This is a genomic window from Armatimonadota bacterium (genome assembly GCA_016789105.1).
Classification (GTDB): Bacteria; Armatimonadota; Fimbriimonadia; order Fimbriimonadales; family Fimbriimonadaceae; genus UphvI-Ar2.
Map to the genome: position 1 here is coordinate 113,239 of JAEURN010000004.1, position 19,016 is coordinate 132,254.

23 protein-coding genes and 1 tRNA gene are annotated in these 19,016 nt (G+C 59.1%); 13 read left to right on the forward strand and 11 right to left on the reverse strand.

Features of this window, described 5'->3' with window-relative positions:
* The first annotated feature begins 17 nt into the window (after positions 1–17).
* Positions 18–392 (forward strand): iron-sulfur cluster insertion protein ErpA, encoded by a 375-nt coding sequence (gene erpA, locus JNM28_03420; GenBank protein MBL8067475.1) that lies wholly within the window; start codon positions 18–20, stop codon positions 390–392.
* 82 nt (positions 393–474) lie between these two features.
* Here the strand turns inward: erpA and JNM28_03425 are convergent, their stop codons facing one another.
* The 3 genes from JNM28_03425 to JNM28_03435 all read right to left on the reverse strand — a co-directional run bounded on the left by JNM28_03425 (position 475) and on the right by JNM28_03435 (position 4,684).
* Positions 475–846: a PilZ domain-containing protein gene (locus JNM28_03425; GenBank protein ID MBL8067476.1), complete on the reverse strand. Its 372-nt coding sequence runs from the start codon at positions 844–846 to the stop codon at positions 475–477.
* Between the two features lie 74 nt (positions 847–920).
* Complete coding sequence (locus JNM28_03430; GenBank protein ID MBL8067477.1) at positions 921–3,017, reverse strand: HD domain-containing protein; 2,097 nt, start codon at positions 3,015–3,017, stop codon at positions 921–923.
* Positions 3,018–3,292: 275 nt separating this feature from the next.
* Positions 3,293–4,684, reverse strand: a complete 1,392-nt coding sequence (locus JNM28_03435; protein ID MBL8067478.1) for a hypothetical protein — start codon at positions 4,682–4,684, stop codon at positions 3,293–3,295.
* A 93-nt stretch (positions 4,685–4,777) separates the two neighbouring features.
* Between JNM28_03435 and JNM28_03440 the strand changes: the two genes are divergently transcribed.
* The gene (locus JNM28_03440) at positions 4,778–5,959 is read left to right on the forward strand and encodes a hypothetical protein (GenBank protein ID MBL8067479.1); all 1,182 of its coding nucleotides are present in this window, start codon (positions 4,778–4,780) and stop codon (positions 5,957–5,959) included.
* Here the strand turns inward: JNM28_03440 and queF are convergent.
* Positions 5,956–6,303 (reverse strand): NADPH-dependent 7-cyano-7-deazaguanine reductase QueF, encoded by a 348-nt coding sequence (queF, locus tag JNM28_03445; protein ID MBL8067480.1) that lies wholly within the window; start codon positions 6,301–6,303, stop codon positions 5,956–5,958. The genes JNM28_03440 and queF overlap by 4 nt on opposite strands.
* Before the next feature lie 87 nt (positions 6,304–6,390).
* Here queF and fabD point away from each other — a divergent pair, with 87 nt between their 5' ends.
* From fabD to JNM28_03470, 5 genes are all read left to right on the forward strand, one after another.
* A complete protein-coding gene (gene fabD / locus JNM28_03450) occupies positions 6,391–7,320 on the forward strand; it encodes an ACP S-malonyltransferase (protein ID MBL8067481.1) in 930 nt (309 codons plus the stop codon).
* Positions 7,317–8,063: a 3-oxoacyl-[acyl-carrier-protein] reductase gene (gene fabG / locus JNM28_03455; protein MBL8067482.1), complete on the forward strand. Its 747-nt coding sequence runs from the start codon at positions 7,317–7,319 to the stop codon at positions 8,061–8,063. The genes fabD and fabG overlap by 4 nt, the downstream gene beginning before the upstream one ends.
* A 118-nt stretch (positions 8,064–8,181) precedes the next feature.
* Entirely contained in the window at positions 8,182–8,415 is a 234-nt protein-coding gene (gene acpP / locus JNM28_03460; GenBank protein ID MBL8067483.1) for an acyl carrier protein, read from the forward strand.
* Positions 8,416–8,440: 25 nt separating this feature from the next.
* Entirely contained in the window at positions 8,441–9,703 is a 1,263-nt protein-coding gene (gene fabF, locus JNM28_03465) for a beta-ketoacyl-ACP synthase II (protein MBL8067484.1), read from the forward strand.
* 4 nt (positions 9,704–9,707) lie between these two features.
* Positions 9,708–10,577, forward strand: coding sequence for a tyrosine recombinase XerC (locus tag JNM28_03470; GenBank protein ID MBL8067485.1), 870 nt, complete (start codon positions 9,708–9,710; stop codon positions 10,575–10,577).
* Positions 10,578–10,625: 48 nt separating this feature from the next.
* On the opposite strand, the gene JNM28_03475 is transcribed toward JNM28_03470, so the two are convergent.
* The gene (locus JNM28_03475) at positions 10,626–10,991 is read right to left on the reverse strand and encodes a hypothetical protein (GenBank protein ID MBL8067486.1); all 366 of its coding nucleotides are present in this window, start codon (positions 10,989–10,991) and stop codon (positions 10,626–10,628) included.
* Positions 10,992–11,104: 113 nt separating this feature from the next.
* On the opposite strand from JNM28_03475, the gene JNM28_03480 reads away from it, so the two are divergent.
* The 4 genes from JNM28_03480 to JNM28_03495 all read left to right on the forward strand — a co-directional run bounded on the left by JNM28_03480 (position 11,105) and on the right by JNM28_03495 (position 12,425).
* Complete coding sequence (locus JNM28_03480) at positions 11,105–11,704, forward strand: sigma-70 family RNA polymerase sigma factor (GenBank protein MBL8067487.1); 600 nt, start codon at positions 11,105–11,107, stop codon at positions 11,702–11,704.
* A 131-nt stretch (positions 11,705–11,835) separates the two neighbouring features.
* Entirely contained in the window at positions 11,836–11,928 is a 93-nt protein-coding gene (locus tag JNM28_03485; GenBank protein ID MBL8067488.1) for a hypothetical protein, read from the forward strand.
* 22 nt (positions 11,929–11,950) lie between these two features.
* Positions 11,951–12,265 (forward strand): hypothetical protein, encoded by a 315-nt coding sequence (locus tag JNM28_03490; GenBank protein ID MBL8067489.1) that lies wholly within the window; start codon positions 11,951–11,953, stop codon positions 12,263–12,265.
* Entirely contained in the window at positions 12,258–12,425 is a 168-nt protein-coding gene (locus JNM28_03495) for a hypothetical protein (protein MBL8067490.1), read from the forward strand. The genes JNM28_03490 and JNM28_03495 overlap by 8 nt, the downstream gene beginning before the upstream one ends.
* Before the next feature lie 7 nt (positions 12,426–12,432).
* Here the strand turns inward: JNM28_03495 and JNM28_03500 are convergent, their stop codons facing one another.
* The 6 genes from JNM28_03500 to gatC are packed head-to-tail and all read right to left on the reverse strand — an operon-like array spanning position 12,433 to position 16,868.
* Positions 12,433–12,711: a hypothetical protein gene (locus JNM28_03500; GenBank protein MBL8067491.1), complete on the reverse strand. Its 279-nt coding sequence runs from the start codon at positions 12,709–12,711 to the stop codon at positions 12,433–12,435.
* 3 nt (positions 12,712–12,714) lie between these two features.
* Entirely contained in the window at positions 12,715–13,446 is a 732-nt protein-coding gene (locus JNM28_03505) for a nucleotidyltransferase family protein (protein MBL8067492.1), read from the reverse strand.
* Positions 13,425–14,258, reverse strand: a complete 834-nt coding sequence (gene ispE / locus JNM28_03510; GenBank protein MBL8067493.1) for a 4-(cytidine 5'-diphospho)-2-C-methyl-D-erythritol kinase — start codon at positions 14,256–14,258, stop codon at positions 13,425–13,427. The genes JNM28_03505 and ispE overlap by 22 nt, the downstream gene beginning before the upstream one ends.
* Positions 14,255–15,109, reverse strand: coding sequence for a hypothetical protein (locus JNM28_03515; protein ID MBL8067494.1), 855 nt, complete (start codon positions 15,107–15,109; stop codon positions 14,255–14,257). Before JNM28_03515 ends, ispE begins: the two co-directional genes overlap by 4 nt.
* Positions 15,110–15,121: 12 nt before the next feature.
* Positions 15,122–16,633: an Asp-tRNA(Asn)/Glu-tRNA(Gln) amidotransferase subunit GatA gene (gatA, locus tag JNM28_03520; protein ID MBL8067495.1), complete on the reverse strand. Its 1,512-nt coding sequence runs from the start codon at positions 16,631–16,633 to the stop codon at positions 15,122–15,124.
* Entirely contained in the window at positions 16,578–16,868 is a 291-nt protein-coding gene (gene gatC / locus JNM28_03525) for an Asp-tRNA(Asn)/Glu-tRNA(Gln) amidotransferase subunit GatC (GenBank protein MBL8067496.1), read from the reverse strand. The genes gatA and gatC overlap by 56 nt, the downstream gene beginning before the upstream one ends.
* Positions 16,869–16,903: 35 nt before the next feature.
* Between gatC and JNM28_03530 the strand changes: the two genes are divergently transcribed.
* On the forward strand, positions 16,904–18,877 hold the full coding sequence (locus JNM28_03530; GenBank protein ID MBL8067497.1) for a DUF255 domain-containing protein: 1,974 nt from the start codon (positions 16,904–16,906) through the stop codon (positions 18,875–18,877).
* A gap of 43 nt (positions 18,878–18,920) precedes the next feature.
* Positions 18,921–19,009 (forward strand) — tRNA-Ser (locus tag JNM28_03535).
* Positions 19,010–19,016 lie beyond the last annotated feature (7 nt).

The window sequence follows — 19,016 nt, forward strand, 5'->3', positions numbered from 1 at the left end:
GAGACCTCCTACAACCGATGTCCATCACTCTTACAGAACGCGCCGCGACCGAATTGAAAGATCTCATGGCCAGCCAGGAGAAACTGGATTCCGCGCTCCGGGTGTGGGTAGCCGGAGGCGGCTGCTCGGGATTGACCTATGGCATGGCCCTTGACGATGGCGAAGCCGAGGATGGCGATCAAGTATTTGACAACGGCGGCATCCGCATCGTGATCGACGGCTTGAGCCTGCAATACATGGACGGGGCGACCGTGGACTATGTCGACGACATGATGGGCGGGGGTTTCAAGATTGAAAATCCCAATGCGGTTGCAAGCTGTGGTTGCGGTTCCAGCTTCAAAACAGAAGATGGTCAGGGCAGCGGCTGCGGCGGCTGCGGTTGCGCCAGCTAACAAAACCGAAACTTGAAAAGAATTTTGGCCCCGGGTGCGAACACCCGGGGCCAAATCATCTTTGAACGCCAGTTTATCTAGGTCAGCCGGTGAGCATCTCGCCCTGCGCCTTGAAGACGCAGTGGACGTACTCCACCCATTCGATCCGTTCCATGGCGGTGCTTGGCGTGAGCCGGAAGCCGGTGCTGAACAGGTCAGAATCCTCGATCGGCTTGGAATGGAGCGATTCCGCGTGGACAGAGATGGGGTTGGTGTTGCCGCGGCCGATTTCCAGTTTGTATTTGGCCCCAGCGATAAAGGGAACCCGGGAGCGGACTTGGAGTCCCCCAAGGCTGATATCGACGATGACCGACCGTGTGCTTTCTGTTTCGCCGTCTTTGGTGAGGATGGCGTAGTCCATCAGCTCGAATCGGGCATGTTTGCGTCGGTCTGCGAGGTTGTGTTCCATGTTCATTGGCTGTAGTTCCTGGCGTATCGAATGAACTGCTGTGTTGATCTTTGGCAGGAAAGTAGCAACTCTTTAGTGCATTAGGCGGCTTTCCAAGGTTCTTGCTGGAGTTGTTGGGGGATGATGCCTTTTTTGTGGATGACTTGGCAAAATGTTGCAAACAGATTGGAATCGATTTCACCCTTTTCCGATACGGAGTTCATGATTTCCAGAACCTTTTCAAGATCCATCCCGCGGCGGTAGGCCCGGGTGGAGGTCATGGCATCAAAAATGTCGGCGATGGCCGAAATTCTGACAAGTAGCGGGATTTCGTCCCCTTTCAAACCATCGGGATAGCCTTTGCCATCCAGCCTTTCATGGTGCCACCTGACGATAGGGAGGCATTCCCGGAAGAGGTCGATGTTGCCAATGATGTTGACACCGTATTCGGGGTGCTTTTTGATGATGGCGTACTCTTCTTCCGTCAATCGGTCCGGTTTGGTGAGAATGGCATCGGGGATGCCGATTTTCCCGACGTCATGGACCAGGGTTCCCAATTCCAAGATCCTTAGCTCATAGGGGCCGAGCCCAATGGCCTCGCCTAGCCAAACGCTGTATTGCATGACGCGTTCGGAGTGGCCAGCGGTATAAGGATCCTTGGCTTCAACGGCTTTAACCAAGGCGCGGACGACGTTTTCCAAGTTGCGTTCCAACTCGGCCATGGCGTCACCAAGGAGCCTGTTTTTGTTGGCGACCTCTTCAAAGGCCGATTCCATGGCATTGGTGGCTTCGACAGTGGCGGTGAGGTCAACGGTGAATGCGATCATTTGGCGGCAGACGCCGTCCGGGTCATAGACGGGGACGCCCCGGGTTTCAACATGGAGGGCAGGGCCGCGCTGGGTCCGAATACGGTAGGCGGTCTGGAAGGGGGTCGCCGTCCGCGAGGATTCTGAAATCACGCGAATCGTCTCATCTCGGTCATCGGGATGGATGCACTGAGCCAATGTTTGCAAAGTCGGGGCAGACTCGTTGGCTCCGGTTTGGAACCGCCACTCAGCGTTGGCGAATGTCACTTCGCCATTACGCAAAACAAACATCCCGACAGGCAGGTTTTCAACCAAGCTGGAAAGTTGGGCTTGGAGATTATTGGAATCACTGACGGTTTCTCGGACCCGGCGGTCGAGGTTGGCGGCGTTTTGGGAAAGTCCGATTGCGATGAGGCTCAGGGCAGCGATGCCGAGAAGAAGCCGGAATTGAGCCGCATTCTGGTCATCCATGATTTGGCTTTGTTCGGAACTGAATTCTGCCAGCTGCCTGTCCATACGACCGATTTGGCTTTGCATCTGGGCCGATCCTGCTGATCGGTCATTACGCCCATTGAATTGGGCAAAGTCGTCAAAAACTGTGGCTTGGTTGATTCCCCCAAGCGCGGACTTCAGGGTCTGCAATTCCTCATCTGAAATTTGTTTGCCGGCAACGGCATCAGAGTAGGCCTGGCGGGTGGCATCTCGTGCGATCTCCCAATTGGCGGCGCTTTCTTGAATTGTCCGCAAATTCTCTTGCCGGTGAAGGATCCGAACGGCTTCGACGCCGATCCCGAGGACGGCGGCCAGCAAAAGGAATTGAGCAAACCGCTTTGCCTTTGCGGCCACGGTTTGGGCTTGAGGCTGAGCCAATCCGCGTTGAACGGACAAGGAAACGATCCAAGCCAACCCGACCAGGGCGGCGGCAATGGCGGCAGCGATCCACTTGAATCCCGACAACCCAGCTTGAATAGAGCTTTCGACGAGGGCAGAATCTGAGTCGACTTGCACTGCGGCAACGACGGCACCGGATTCATCGACGACCGGGGCAAAGGCCGAGTACCAGGTTCCCCAACGGTCTTCGACCAAGGAAGTGTCGGCAACCGCGACTTTATCCGCCACGGATTGGATGAGCCCGTTGGGGACAAACCCATCGGGATCGAGCAGATTGGATTTGGACTTTTGATCACCCAGCGAACTCGCGTCGGCAAGGAAGCAATAGGTCGGACCGACTTCTTTGAGCACGGCGGCGTGCGTGATTGACTTGTCGGCCGCAACCACCTGCTTCAGAACCTTTGTTTGGATTTTAAACGGCTCGGAGTCGGCCTGGTCCGGAGATTGAAGCGCCGCGACGGTGGCAGGGTCGATGCGGTCAGCCAGGAGTTGCGCAACCACTCGAAGGTGGTTTGCGGTCTCGTTACGCTTTGCTTCGAGAGCCGCCTGGAAAAAGATCGAGCCGGCCGCCGCAAACGCCGTTAGAAATGAGATGGCCAGGGTCAAAAAGACAACAAGTCTTGTCGGTCCCTGCTTTTCAGAAATCGGCCCTTCCACTCGTCCTCACAAGGATGATCGGCTTCCTGACAATTAACAAGAGGGTTGAGGTTGCGGGGCCGAAAAGTTAAAGTGCCCCCGGCCACAGGCCGGGGGCACTAGAGCTGGTTAGCGGGCGGTTATTTTTTTGAAGCGGTTTGGATCAGGACGTGGCCGGTCGCCGGATCATACGAGATGTCCAGGTGGAGGGCGGTCGTCATGAAGCTTAGCGGGACGATGCTCCGGCCATTTTCGATGAATGGCGCGCGTTCCAACTGCACGGTTTGCCCGTTGACTTTGGCGTTGGGGTCTCCGATTTTGAACCAGATCGTCTGGCCATCGGCGTCGCCGTCTACTTCCTTGGTCGCGTGGGTCCACTTGACTTCGCCGCCGTAGCTTTCAATCAGGTGGCGGAACGGTGAGAGCGGGATGCCGTCGGTGACCCGGGGGGCAACATCGAAGTTGATTTTTTCGCCGCCGAGGTAGATGTCGAACCGGTCGGTGTCGGGGAGCCGGACACCCGGGACGATGGCGATCGGCTTAGCTTCTGCCGGTTTGACCGGATCGGCCGGTTTGGTGGGTTTGATGTTTTCGACAACAAGATCGCCGGGCCGGGCCGGATCGTTGGAAATGGTGACGGCTTGTCCTTTGTGGGGCTCTGCCGCTTGGGCGCCGGTTGCCTGGCCGCTGCCTGCCATGCCGTTGCCGGATACGGCCGGCTTTGTGATGTCGGCTTTGATGGGCGCCGTGACCGGTGCCGTGGCATCGGTCGGTTTGACCGGCTTATCCGGGGTTGCCGGGGGGTCTTGGCGTTTGGTGCGCCCACCGGGGTTGTCGACGAAGATTCGGAGCTTTTCCGTTTTGAATGTGGCGTTGGCGTCATCGACGACCCAAGCCTGGACTTCGTGCCAACCGTTCGGGACGGTCATGGTGTCCCAGTGGTAGGTGTACGGCGCATAGTTTTTAAGAATTTTGAATTCGTCGTTGACGAAGAAGCTCACATAGATGTTCTTGAGCTGGGATTTGAAACCGACCTGGATGTCGATGGTGCCTTGGGCGGTCGAGTTGGGCTTGGGCGAGGTGAAGTAGACAGGCCCTTCCCCGGAGCGGTCGATTTTGATTTCCGAGTTTTCCGTCCCCAGGAGTTTGCCTCCGGCGTCGTAAAGTCGGATTTCGACCTTGTTGTTGCCCGATTCAAGGGCGGCCACATCGATGTCGAACGTGGTCTCCCCGGTGTTGAATTGGTCTGAGACCTTTTTTGAGGCGATGCTCTGCCCATTGATGCGGAGTTCGACCGTGGATGCGCGAGCTCCATCATATTTGACAGTGAGCGTTTTATTGTTCGCCGCCCGATCAATCATGATAGAGGCGTCGACGAAGCCAGCCTGTGCGACTGCTGCGCCCATCACCAAAGCCACGAAGAGCAAGATTTTGGATTTGATTCCGTTCCTCATCCCGTTATCCCGTTTTGCGGCGGGCGCCATCGCCAGCCACTTGTTCCCGATGCGTTGGAACACGATGATCCCACGCACCACCGCTACTATATCCGGTCCCTTTGGTCTTTTGCTTAGGTTTGCGCATGGAGAAAGGTTAATTCGGCGTTAAAGTCAGGTTGAATAGGGATGGTGCACCGGTTCGCAGATGTGGCATTGGACTTTGAGCGGCTCGCCGATTGGCGGGCAGACGGCAAAGTGATCCGGCTACGGGCGCATGAGTGGAAAAACGGGGTCTGGGAGCACGAGATCCGGCTCTTTGAGCCTTCAGATGGCATCTATGCGGCGGCCGACACCTGCTACTTGGAGGTCACGGGCGACGATGCCGGCGAGCCTGACGACAGTTATGGCCAGGCACTGGCCGACGCTTTGAAGTTGCCGGTGGCGGTGCTTTTTGGGATTCCTAACCAACCGCTCTGGGGTGCGATGAGGGAAGACGACCTGATTGCACACACCTTTGAGCAGTACATCGAGACCGGTGACCCGGAATGGCCGCTGCTGGTGCCGATGGTGCGAAGCGTGAGTTGCGCGATCGACGTTGTGGCCGAGCGCAGCCTGGAGCGTTACCGGAAGTTCATCATCGGGGGGGCGAGCAAGCGGGGCTGGGCTTGTTGGCTTGCTGCGCAATTGGAAGACCCGCGAATCGTGGGCATCGTTCCGGTTGTGTTCGACAACCTCAACATGCAGTTGCAAATGACGAACCAACGCCGGGTTTGGGGCGAAATGAGCCCAATGCTGGAGGATTACACGCGCCGCAAACTGCACGAGATGTCCCACACCCAAGAAGGCCTTGCTTTGATCCGCATGGTCGACCCGTGGACGGGCATCCGGCTCCAGCACGCCCCGGCCCTGGTGGTCAATGGTAGCAACGACCCCTTCTGGACGGTCGACGCGGCCCGAGTTTATGTGGACATGATGCCGCAAGGTTCGGCTTTGCAGGTCATTGGGAACATGGGTCATTCGACCGGTGCCCGCGATTACCGGCTTTCGACCGTTGCCAACTTTTGTGCCCGGTGCGCCGGCACGGGCGTGTTCCCCCAAGTGCGGTTCGAACTTTCCGACCAGGCCGAGGGCCTGACGATCACGGGATCCTCCAACCTGGAACCCCAAGCGGTTCGGGTGTGGGGCGGGGTCAGCGAATCCCAAGTGTTCGTGGGCTCAGAGTTTTTTGTCGACCTTCTTTCCGAGCCCCGCGTCCACATCCCCCGCCGGAGCTCTTACAACCAGGCGGTTTGGATGGAAATGGAATTTTCTGGCGATTTGGGGCCGATTCGCCTCACAAGCCCGGTTGGCATCGTCCCCCGGTTGGCTTAGCGCGGGCCGGTTTCGGCCACGATCACGCTGCTGATGCCGCCACGGACGGCGAACCTTCCGGTGATGCGCATCCACCGGGGGTTGCATGCCGCTGAAAGTTCATCGAGCAGGCGGTTTGTGACCGCTTCGTAAAAAATTCCCTGATCCCGGAACGAGTGGTAGTAGTACTTAAGCGATTTGAGTTCGATGCAGGTTTGGTCGGGGATGTATTCCAGGTCGATGACCGCGAAATCGGGCAGTCCGGTTTTGGGGCACACGCTGGTGAATTCCGGGCAACTGTGGGTGATCGTGTAGTCTCGGTGGGGGGCCGGGTTGGGGAATGTCTCCAAGATCTGTTCGCTCATTGGCTGAGTTTACTGGCACTGTGGACTGCTGGCCTGGCAGTCCGGCAGGACGGGGAGGAACTGGGTGGCGCGGGTATAAGAAAACCCATGGTCGCCGTCGTTTTCCCGGGGCAGGGATCCCAAAAGCCCGGAATGGGTGAAGAACTGTATCACCACAACACCTTTGCCCGCCAAGTATTCGACCAGGTTGAAACAGCGACGGGGGTCAACGTGGCGAACCTTTGTTTCAATAGCGACGAGCAAACGCTGCGCCAAACGCAGAATGCGCAACTTGCCCTTTACACGTGCAGCCTGGCCGCTTACTTCGCCCTGAAAGACCGGTGCCCCGAAGTCGAGGTCAAGGGGATGGCGGGGCACAGCGTCGGCGAATATGCGGCGTTGGCCGCCGCGGGGATCATCAGCTTGGAATCCGGCGCGCGGCTGGTTCAGCGGCGGGGAGACATCATGGCTCGGGCGGGCCAGCTGAGGCCGGGGGGTATGGCCGCCGTTTTGGGTTTGGACCGGGCCGAGATCGAATCGGCGCTTGCGGCAGTTTCAAACGGGGTGGCGGTCGTCGCCAACGACAATTGCCCTGGACAGTTGGTCATTAGCGGCGACTTGGATGCCATCGCCGAAGCGACCGCCCTGTTGAACGAAAGGGGGGCAAGGAGGGTCCTCCCCCTCAACGTGAGCGGGGCGTTCCACTCGCCGTTGATGGCGGAAAGCGCGGAAGCGATGAGGGTAGCCCTCGACGAAACGCCGTTCCACCCGTCGGCAATCCCGGTCTACAGCAATGTGACGTCGCGTCCGGGTTCCGATTGGCCGGAACTTTTGGAACGTCAATTGAAATCGCCGGTGCAGTGGACCGGTACGATGGAGCAAATGATTTCCGACGGTTTTGAAACCTTTATCGAGTGCGGCGCGGGTGAAGTGTTGCTCGGGTTGTTGCGCCGGGTGGACAAAGACAAAACGGGTTTGCGGGTGATGGATTCGGCGACGTTGGATGAGACGGCTTTGGCCTTTGGGGGTGCGGCATGACAGGTTCCTTTTCCGGCAAAGTCGTGGCGGTGACGGGCGCCAGCCGGGGGATCGGGGCGGCAATCGCGGAAGCCTTTGCCGCTTCGGGGGCATCGGTGGCGTGTTTGGCGACCACGTTGGACAATGCGGCTCGGACGCGGGACAGGATTTTGGAATCCGGCGGCCATGCGGCCGCCTATGCCGTGGATGTGGCGGATCAATCCAGTGTCCAAAAGGCGTTTGGATCTGTCGAGTCGGAGCTCGGGTCGGTGTCGATCCTCGTGAACAATGCCGGGATCACCCGAGACGGCCTGATGATGCGAATGAAGGCCGAGGACTGGGATTCTGTGTTGGGCGTAAATCTGAAAGGGGCCTATTTGTGCACTCAGGCGGTGATGAAAGGGATGATGAAGGCGCGCTGGGGCCGGATCGTGAACATTACCAGCGTGATTGGGTTGCACGGCGCTTCGGGCCAGGCGAACTATGCCGCGAGCAAAGCCGGGTTGCTGGGCTTGACGATGTCAACGGCCAAAGAACTCGGTTCCCGCGGCATCACCTGCAACGCCGTTGCGCCCGGGTTTATTGAAACCGATATGACCAGCGAGTTGCCCGAAGATTTCCGGGCCCATGTGGAAAAAACTGCTCCGGCCGGCCGCTTGGGGCTCCCCGGTGACATTGCAGGGGCCGTGTTGTTCTTGGCGGGCGAAGGGGCCGGGTACGTGACGGGCCAATGTTTGACGGTGGATGGCGGATTGTTCCTCTAACCAATCCGCGCGGACCCGGGTCGAAAGGGTGGGGAAGCCCTAGCAACCGACCCGGGGGATTCGGAGTAATATAGCGTCGGGGAAGGGGTCAGCCCGACCCTGGAAGGAAAAACGAAACATGGCTGAAGTTTTTGAGCGCGTCCGCAAGGTCATCTGCGAACAGTTGAGCGTCACCGAATCCGAGGTGGCGGAGGACAAGCGCTTCCAAGAGGATTTGAACGCGGACTCGCTTGACGTCGTGGAGCTCATCATGGCCCTGGAAGAAGAGTTTGGGATTGAAATCCCCGACGACGACGTGGCGAACATGAAGACGGTCGGCGATGTGACCTCATACATCGAAAAGAAGGACTGAGCCGGCCACGGCGCCTTTTTGAGCAATGGGATTTCCCCCCGAACCGTCAGGACGGGTCGTCATTACTGGGATGGGGGCGGTCACGCCCCTTGGAAACACGGTCGGAGAATTTTGGCCCCGCTTGATCGCGGGGGAGAGCGGGATTGGCGACATCACCCTGATGGATGCCACCGACTACCCGACGCGTATTGCCGGTGAGGCCAAGGGGTTCGACCCTGAGCTTTACCTGGACAAAAAGGAGGCCCGGAAAGTCGACCGGTTCATTGCGTTTGCCGCGGCGGCAACCGCCCAGGCATTGGAAGATGCCAACTTCCCGACGGATGATGATGAACTGAAACTGGAAACCGGGGTCTTGATCGGTTCGGGGATCGGCGGGCTCATCATGATGTCCGACCAGACCAAACGGCTTTGGGAGAGCGGGCCGAGCCGGGTTTCGCCGTTTTTGGTGCCGTACATGATCCCGGACATGGCCAGCGGATACACGTCGATTTTGCATGGGTTCCGGGGCCCCAACACTTGCGTGGTGACGGCGTGTGCCACTGGGGTCAATGCGATTGGGGACGCCTATCACATCATTCGACGCGGTGACGCGGTGGCGATGGTCGCCGGCGGTTCCGAAGCGCCGATTTCTCCAATCGGCTTGGCGGGATTCTGCGCCGCCCGGGCCATGACCACCAACAACGAAGCCGGGCCAAAGGCAAGCCGGCCGTTCGATGCGAACCGAGACGGCTTTGTCATGGGCGAAGGGGCCGGAGTCTTTATTTTGGAAGACTACGCGTTTGCCAAATCCCGCGGTGCGCAAATACTGGGCGAGGTCGTGGGATATGGCATGAGTGGGGATGCCCACCACATCACGATGCCGGATCCTGATGGGGATGGGGCCCGCCGCAGCATGCTCAAGGCCTTGAAATCAGCCGGATTGGCACCGGAGGATATCGGCTACATCAATGCCCATGGGACTTCAACCCCCTACAACGATAAGTTTGAGACGATTGGGATCAAACGGGCCTTTGGCGACCATGCTTACCACGTCCCCGTGAGCAGCACCAAGAGTGCCATCGGTCACTTGCTTGGTGCGGCCGGCGCTGTGGAAAGCGTGATCTGCGTCCAAGCCCTGAGGACCGGGGTTTTGCCGCCGACGATCAACTACGAAACGCCTGACCCGGAGTGCGACTTGGACGTCATCCCGAACGTGGCGAGAGAAGCCACCGTCGAATATGCGATGACCAATTCGTTCGGTTTTGGCGGGCACAACGGCACGCTAATCTTCAAGAAAACGGTGTCTTGACGTCATGGCCCGCACCCTCGACGAGGCGATTCAGGCTTTTGTCGACCACGCGGGTGCCCGGGGCAGCGCACTGACCGCCAAGGGTTACGGTTCCGATTTGGCCCAACTCGCCCAAACCACAAACGGCGCATTTGACCTTTCGGAGGCGACTTTGCGCCGGTATTTGCGCGAATTTGGCAAATCCCCGGTGACACGGGCCCGGAAACTAAGTTGCCTGCGCAGTTTCATCAAGTTCTGCCGGACCGCCGGGTGGATCGATCACGACCCCACCGAGGCACTCGAGGCCCCTTACCGCCGGCGCGAACTCCCCAAGAGTCTGAGCCAAGTCCAAGCGGAAGGGTTGATGGAGGCCGTGGCCGGATCCCAAACGCCGAGGCGCGACCGCGCGCTACTGGAACTGGCCTATGCCACAGGCTTGCGGGCGGCGGAGGCCGTCGGCTTGGATGTCACCGATATCGATTTCCGCAACCGCCGCATCTCCGTGGTGGGCAAGGGCGACAAAGAGCGGATTGTGCTCTTTGGCGAAACGTGCTCGGCCGCGTTGGAGGACTACATTCATAAGGAGCGGAAGGCTTCTGAAGGGGAATCCGCGCTGTTCACCAACGGGAAGGGCCGGCGCCTGACAGCCCGGACGTTCCAAAACATCGTGAGCCGTTGGGCGGCCGCCGCCGGTTTGCCCGGCGACGTCTCTCCGCACACCTTGCGGCACAGCTTTGCAACGCACCTTTTGGACGGGGGGGCGGACTTGAAATCGGTGCAACAGCTATTGGGCCACGAAAATTTGGCCACCACGCAGATCTACACCCACATCAGCATCGACCGTCTGCGGGATAGCGTTGCCAAGGCGCACCCCCGGGGAAAGGATCCGGATTGAGGTCGTTGTGGGGAGCGGGCTCGAGGGCAGATTGTTCGTGCGTCGCCCTCACACCCAAGTGCTAGCCCGGCGGAAGATCTTGTATGTGACTGGCCGGCGGATGTGGGCAAAAACGAAATTGGGGTAGCCGGCCATAAAGTCCAATTCATAATCGTCGGGCGGGGCGATGAGGACAAGGGGCACCCCGGCGGCGATGGGGTGATCCATTTTTGATTCGGCAAACTTTTCGTACCCGGAGATCTTGTGGGGCTTTTCCAGGGTGGCCAGGAGATCCACAAAAAGGATGTCGGCCCCATCGCACGCGTCCAAGGCCTCTGGCCAGTCTGCGAAGACATGGAGTTCGTCCGTTGGTTGGAATGCCCCTTCGGTGTTCCCAACCAGATCCGCGTCTTTGGAGATCAGAACGAACTTCATGGTTCGACTATAGAAGACGTGGCAGGGGGTGTGCAAGGGTGCTCGGGGAAAGGCTGATAGGTAAACATTACTAAAAAATGATATATCATTCATATTCGTGGGACATTGGTGATATGTTCTGCATTCGAGGATTTATTGTGGTCAGCATCGACTTCGATTTGGCATCCGACCGGACGGGCGATTTTGAGCGGCTGCGCCGGGAGACCGAGCGGAAGGCCTATTCCATGGCGCTCCAGCTCACCCGCAACGTTTCCGACGCCCAGGATTTGTTGCAGGAGACCTATTGCAAGGCGTGGCGCGGCTTTGGCGGCTATTTGCCGGACCGTCCGTTTTTGAATTGGATTTTGCGGATCATGCAGCGGGCGTATCTGGATGAGAGGCGCCGGGACAACCCGGTGCGGCGGGCCGAGTCACTTGAAGCGGGTGCCGAGTTCGGATATGCCTCGCACGAGTTGTCGGTTGTCGACCCGCATGAAGGACCGGATTCGGGCTTGATCCGGAACGAGTTGGCCGCCCAAGTCCGTTCCGCGTTGGCCGAATTGCCGCACAGCTACCGCGAAGCCATCGAGCTCTGCGACTTGGCGGGGGTCGGGTATCAGCAAATTGCCGACCGTCAGAACACGACGGTTGGAACCGTCCGCTCGCGGATCCACCGCGGCCGAAAGCTCTTGCGCAAGATTTTGTCGGATCGGGGTGTGCGGCCTGGATTTTAGGCCGCTAAGGCCCTAATCCTTTTCGCCCGCCGACCGATACCAAGAATGCGATGCGAATCGGTTCTAACCCCGCCCAACCGGTAATCCGCCCCACGGAGGACGTGGCCAGGCTACAACACCAGGCTTCGGTATTGAAAAAAGCGTTGGAGAGCCAAAAGGAATCAGCCCAACAATTGATGGACATGATAGAGCCAAAGGGCACACTTTTGGATATCCGCGCTTAGCACGGGTATCTTTCGGGGTGGTTTGAGCAAGAAGGCGCCCGTTTCGCCCGTTTGGTGGAAGAATACGTTTTTCCTATTCGGCTTCATGTTGCTCGCCGTGGCGGTCGTGGGCATCTTCCGTGGCGAATCGACCATCCGCGATCCGGGGCAAAAGTTTGAGACGGGTTTGGTTATTTTTTATTTTGTCGGCGGGGTTGCGATGTTGGTCAATGGTTGGCTGACGCACGCCCAGTCGGTTCAAGCCTTCCACGAATATCACGAGCTCCAGGGAGATGGCCCGGGCAAATCAGTTGCCGTAGGGTCGGATTCAGGGGCAGGAGAAGAAGAGAATGGTTAAGTGCACTGCCTGCGGCAAAGAGATTGAGCACGTCCCGAATTGGTTTGATTCGGTCAACGTGGTGTTGATCTGCAACAATTGTCCCAACCGCGATATCCGCAACATCAGCGAGATCCGTTTGGACGAAAACGGGAACGAGATCAAAGACCCCAAAAAGTAAGGCTGATTCAGGCGGCGCGTTCGGCAGAGTCGCCGGAAATGCGTTCCAGCATAAGCAGAGACGGGGCATATTCCGGGCCGAGTTTATCGATACAGGCCTGGCGCAAGTCGATTTCAGTCAAGAGCGACCAATCGTTGACGGTGACCCGCGCCAAAAGGTTTTGGCCCGCCCACCAGACGGTGGCCTGGTGAACGCCTTCGATCGTCGCAAGAAAGTCTTGGACGTCGATCGGGTCGGGCGGCATATTCCGAACGACTTTAAGGTGCACATCAGGTTTATCGGGCAAAGATCAAGATTCTGAACCCCTGATGATTGCCTGATATTGTGCGAACGTATCGATATCAGTGCCGATGTCCGAAGCATGGGTGACTACGGCCTGGACTCCTGACCTGAGGAACGCCCCCACCGCTGATTCGACGGCCGACACGGGAACCATGTAGGGGAACAGTTTGGTGGCGGCTATCAGGAGGAGGGTCCGCAGCCCGGCGATTTGCCCTAATTGGAGCGGCGACTTGCGGGCGTTGTAGGCCGCTTGGATGACCGGTTTGGCTTCTTGGAACGCCTGGATGTCGATGAGGCAAATGTTTCCGCCGGTGAATTCGCCTTCCCGGAGTTTCAGGCTGGTGCGGTGGAGTCCGGGGTGATCCCGGCGGCAATCTTCCATGGGGATGATCGGCCAATTCCATCCGGCGTCATCGTTGCAGTCGGCAAGGAAGGTTCTGATTGACTCGGCTTTGAGGTACGGCAGGTCGGCGGTGACGAGCAGGAATTTTTTGGTGGTGACGAGCCCGGCGCCGATTTCGATGGATTCGACAAACGAGCCGCCACCGTGGGTTTGCCTCCACTCAGTCCGGGATGGCCCCCCCACAACGATCGGGTCGGCAAACTCCCGGCAGACGGAATGGACATGGTCGGCCAAGGTTGCGCCCTTCCACGGCAGGGCCGAGCGGGTCGCGGCCCCGGTTTGGGCGGCCGTTTCAGCATCAGATTGCCCAGCAGCTAGGATGACAATGTCGTGCATAGGGATTCTTTGCGGGAGAGGAATCGGGCCGAGAAGATTTCGCCCAGTCGTTCTTGTTCCAGTAAAAGTTTGGCGCGTTGGGCGGCAACACCGTCCGGAAAAATCCCGAAGACGGCGGTTCCGGAACCGGTTAGCGAGGCGACCTTGGCCCCGTTGGCCAAAAGCCGCTCGGCGATGTCCCCGCATTCGCATGGGGCCACCCGCTCAAAGTCGTTGTAGAGGTCTTGCCAGTTGTCAGGAAACCCCTTTTGTGGCCGGGGCGCGGCATCTAGTTTCCGGTAAGCCTCGCCGGTGGGCATGCCGATCCCGGGTTTGACGACCAGGAGGGAATCCTCGCCAAGATCCTCATTGGGTGTGACGATTTCGCCGTAGCCTTCGACCTTGGCGAACCCGCCCACCAGGAAATAGGGGACATCGGCTCCGACGGCGAAGGCAACTTCCCGGGCGAAATGTGCGGAGACCATATGGGGCATCACGCGCATCAGGCACCTCAAAAGTCCGGCGGCATCGCTGGATCCCCCGCCCAGTCCCGCCTCATTGGGGATCTGCTTATCCAAGGTGATGTGGAGCGGGGCGACGGGCACCAACTCTCGAACGAGGCGGAGCGCCTTGGTCAACGTGTTGTTGGCCGGCAAACCCGGCCAATTGCATTCGATGAGGTCTTCTCCCGTGGGGGAATCGCCGACTGAAATCTGGTCGGCCAGGGAGATGGATTGGAACAGGGATCGGATGGGGTGGTAGCCGCTGTGGTCGGGCGGATCGACAGCTAGGAACAAATTGATTTTTGCCGGGCACAAGGTTGAGCAGATCATGGTTCCACCGCTTGGTCTTCATTCCCGTTTGTGATCGGCGGGACAGGTGGTGGCGCCTGAGAAAGTTCTTGACGGGGCCCGACCGTTTCCCCGGGCAGTGTGTGGATGGTTTGGGTGAAAGGCATCAACTCGATTTCATCCAGGGCCTTGTCGATGGCGGAGAACTGCATTTTCGCTTCCGCGACGATGTTCAGGAATTCCTTGGTTTCGTTTTCTGGCGACCGCCCCGCCAGGGTGTAGTTGAGCATTCGGATGCGGAGCGTGTCGAGGGTCGTGGAAAACACGACGCATTGGGCTTCGGCCCTTTCGACTCCGGCGATGGCAAGTTTGTATTGCTGGGTGTATTCGGCGACATTGCGGTCGGCGACTTTGTAGAGTTCTTGGGCTTGCGGGTCGTTCACAAGCCTTTCGCCGGCCAAGAGCTTCGGGTTGTTCAGGCTTTCGGACTGGTGGATTTCCCGAAGGGCCACGTCGGCCCGGCGGAGGGCCCGGTAGATATCCGGCATAGTCGTGGAGATGGTGCGTTCAAGTTCATGGAGGTCGGCGATCCGGCTCCGCCGGAGTTTGCCCAGGGCCTCGCCGAGTTTGTCCCGCCTTTGCCGGCATTCCTTCCAGAGGTATCGAAACCGTTCGTGGTGGAACCGTTTTGGGATGGACCGGAGGAAGGCACTGTAGAAAATCCACGCCATAGCGAGCGATCCGGCGGCATAGGCGATGGGGTTATCCCGGGCGAACGGGTTGGAAAGAAAGAGCCAAGTGACGAGGACGGTCATCCCGACAGCAGATATCGTCCTGAAGCTGGACGCTTCCACCAAGAATGCCTTCCAGTCGCGGCGGCGGATATCGTCCATTGGTGTCGGATCCTAAAGGATCGGCGGGCGGCGGTAATCCCGACCGAATGCCTGTTCGATTGCATAGGCGTCGCGGAGCATGACTTCGTCGCCCATGACGGGGCCGGTCAGCAAGAATCCGACGGGAAGGTCGTGGGCCAGGCCGCACGGGATGCTGATGCTGGGGAATCCGCCCATGTTGGCGGGGATGGTGCACATATCCAATGCCTTCAACGCCATTTGGTCTTTGATCCCTCCCAGTTTCGGCGCGACGATGGGGCTGGTCGGGCTAACGACGTAATCGACGTCTTGATAGGCGCGCTCAAACTCGGCGGCCATGAGCCCGCGCACTTGTTGGGCGCGGTGGTAGTAGGCGTCGTAATATCCGCTGCTGAGGGCATAGGTTCCCACCATGATCCGGAGCTTGACTTCAGGTCCGAAGAGTTCGCCGCGGGTTTTGGAGAAGTTGCCGATATGGCCTTCGCCGACAATCCGGGGGCCAAAACGGACGCCATCGAACCGAGCGAGATTGGAGCTGGCCTCCGCAGGGGCGATGATGTAATAGGTCGTGACCCCGAATCCGATGCTGGGCAAGCTGATCCTTTTGAGTTCGGCCCCTTGCCTGACCAGGTTATCGAGGGCGAGTTCGAAGACATCTTTGACTTCTGGGTCAATTTCCGTCCCGAAGAGTTCATCGGGAAGCCCGAGTTTGAGTCCCTTGACCGACCCGGATTTGAGCGCGGAGATGTCGATCTTTGAATCCGGCAAAGAAGTGGAATCGAGGGGATCGTGGCCAGAGATGGCTTGGCTAAGCAAGGCGACATCCTCGACGCACTTCCCAAACGGGCCAATCTGGTCGAGACTTGAGGCAAAGGCGACGAGCCCGTAGCGGGAAACCCTCCCGTACGTCGGTTTGAACCCAACGAGGCCGCAGAGTGCGGCGGGGAACCGGATCGACCCGCCGGTATCGCTGCCAAGTGAGATGGGGGCGAGTTCGGCACTGACCGCAGCCGCCGAACCTCCTGAGGATCCGCCGGCTGCCCTTTCCGTGTCCCAGGGATTGCACACGGGCCCGAACGCACTGTTTTCGTTGGTCGTCCCCATTGCAAACTCGTCCAGGTTTGTCTTTCCCAACGGGACGAGTCCCTGGCTCTTCAGTTGGGAGACGACGGTTGCATCGAATGGGGGGACGTAGTTTTCAAGGATGCGGCTTGCGCAGGTGGTTTTGAGTCCAATGGTCGAAAGGTTATCTTTTAGGGCAACCGGCACGCCGCAAAGCGGGGCGGCATGGCCGGAATCGATCATGGCTTGGGCCGAATCGGCAGCGGCCATTGCCCCTTCGGCATCGAGGGTGAGATAGGCGTTGTAATTGGCGTTTTCGCGGTTGATCCGGTCTATGAATTCTTGTGCGACTTCACGGCAGGAGGCCTTCCGGCCTTGGATCAGGGCCGCAATCTCGGTGGCCGTCAGGTCGGTTAGCAAATCCAGGTCACTCCTCGATGATGGTGGGGACGATGAACAGCCCCGCCTTGGTTTCGGCCGCATTGGCCAGGGCCGCATCGCGGGGGAGGCAGGGGCGCACTTGGTCGCTGGAAAAGACGTTGCGCATGGCGACCGCATGGGGTTTGGGCGCGAGCCCTTCCACATCGAGGGATTGAATATCTTCAAAGTGGCCGAGGAGGGCGTTGAGCTGGGTTTGGAAGCTCATGAGCTCGGGTTCCGAGAGTTCCAAACGGGCCAGTTGTGCCACATGGCGCACCTCGTCCAACGAAATCGACATGGCGGTGATTATAGCCTCAGATAGAATGGAGGGGCATGTCCGTTTGGGGTCGCCGGGGAAGCTATGCCGCCACCGCCTTTGTTGCGACATTTTTTGTCGTGGTTTCCACGGTCGGGCATGTTGCCGCCCCGTTTGTCGAGCCGGAGGTGAACCGCGACTTGGATTCCTCGCCGGCGGATTTTATCCGGATGGCCCGGGAGCAGAAGGTTCTGTGGCGCGCTTGGGGGCCGGAAACGGTTGCCGAATCGAAGCGTCGCGACCGGCCGATCTTTCTGGTTGCCGCTGCCCCTTGGTCGGCGGCGGGACAACGCATCGACGAGTTGCTTTCAACCGTGGAAGCCGCCGAATTCCTCAGTCAGAAATATGTCTGTGTCCGGGTCGACCTGTTGGCTGACCCGGCGTGGCGTGCGGCTCCGTTGGCGATTGCGCGGGCCAATCGGGGAGATGCCCCGGACTTTTTTGTCGGTGTGGTGACGGGAGATGGGCGGGTCGTCTCTTCAATAGGCCAAAGGGAGCTTTCAACGATGAGTCAAGCTGTTTTCATCGCCACGATGAACCGCATTCTGCGGGCAGCGGTCGACACGGATCAGAACCTGGACGATGCCGCCCGGCAAGAAGTCTTGAGCTTGCGGGGAGCCATTGAATCTGGGGGCACCGAAACCGACGATTATGCGGCCAAGGCGGAGAACGCGTTGGCTGCCTATTCCCGTTTGGTGCCATACGAGGCGGACTTTTTGATCGATACCGGCCACTCCGACCGGGTTGCTGAATGGGTGGACTCCCTGTTGGGCTCGACCCGGTGCGACGTTACTTGGGGGGGATTCTTTGAGACTTGGGTGGAGGAAACCGGAACAACCCGGTTTTCCAAGTCTTCATTTTCAAATGCGGGCATGCTCCGTGTTTTGGCCCGGCTTTGGGTGGCCGGGTCTCAGCCCCGGCACTTGGGGGCCGCCAAGTGGCAGTTTGACTACGTTGCCGACCGCTTTTGCCGCGAAGACTCGTCGGCCGGCGATTATGTCCAATGGGAAGATGCGTTTCGGTCGCCCTATTACTCGTTCCCCCGGCGGCGGGTGGAAGGGTTTTTGACGCAAGAGGAGCTGAAACTGGCCGAAAAGGGGTTGGGAATCCGGTATGGCATGCCCATCCAAGGTTTGCCGCGGATGGTTGACATCGACGATTGGGCCGATGGCGGTCAGCGGTTGGCGGGCGTGCTTGAAAAGCTCCGAGCGCAAGTTGAGAAACCCGAGGGCCCCCGCGGCGAGATGGTCTCCTTTGAGGCACAAGCCGACGCGGTGCAGTCTCTGCTTTATTCGGCTCGGATCATGGGCGACGAAGATCGGCGGGACGTTGCATTAAACGCCTTCCGGCAGTTGAGGTCGCGGATGCGGGCCGGGATCGACGACGTGGTGGCAGGTCCGCCTTCCCAGGATGGCCTCACGGTTGGGCTGCCGACCTATTTGGCCTATGCGGCAGCAGCTTGGGAGGCCTATCTGGTTGGGGGGGAGGTGGACGATGCCTGGGACGGGGTTCAGGTGCTGGATCGCGCCATTTTCCTTTACCGAGATTCTGGCAAGTCGTTGTGGTGTGGCGACCAATCGGCTTTTGATGAGAATTGGCGGCCCGTCATCGCTCCGCCGGTTTTCGACGGCGTGTCGCGTTCCCCGGTCGGGGAATTGATCCGGCTGTGCACGGTTTATTCCGCGTGGCCGGGCTGCAAATCGCACCGGGGGAGCTTGATCCGGGCCCGAGATTCTGCAGTGGCTCAATCTAGCTGGGTGTTGAGCGAATCCCCCCGAAATCTTGGTGGGTTGGCCGTTGCGATTTTGCGGATGCACCGCGGGCAAATCATTGGGTTTAGCGGGGAAGTGGATTTTGCCGACTGGGAGGGCCGGCACCCGGGCTTGCCCTTGGTCCGCTTGGAGGGTGGGGCACCAGGCTTGCGGCTCTTTTCCAACGGCATTTGGACGGGCCCTTACCGGCAAGATGAGTTGGAACCTCACCTGAGGTAAGGTCCCTGTCATCCCGATCTTTTGGGTTAGACTACCGAGGCCCGGAGAGGTCGCATAGTTGGTCTAGTGCGCCGCACTCGAAATGCGGTGTAGGGCAACCTACCGTGGGTTCGAATCCCACCCTCTCCGCCATTTTTTT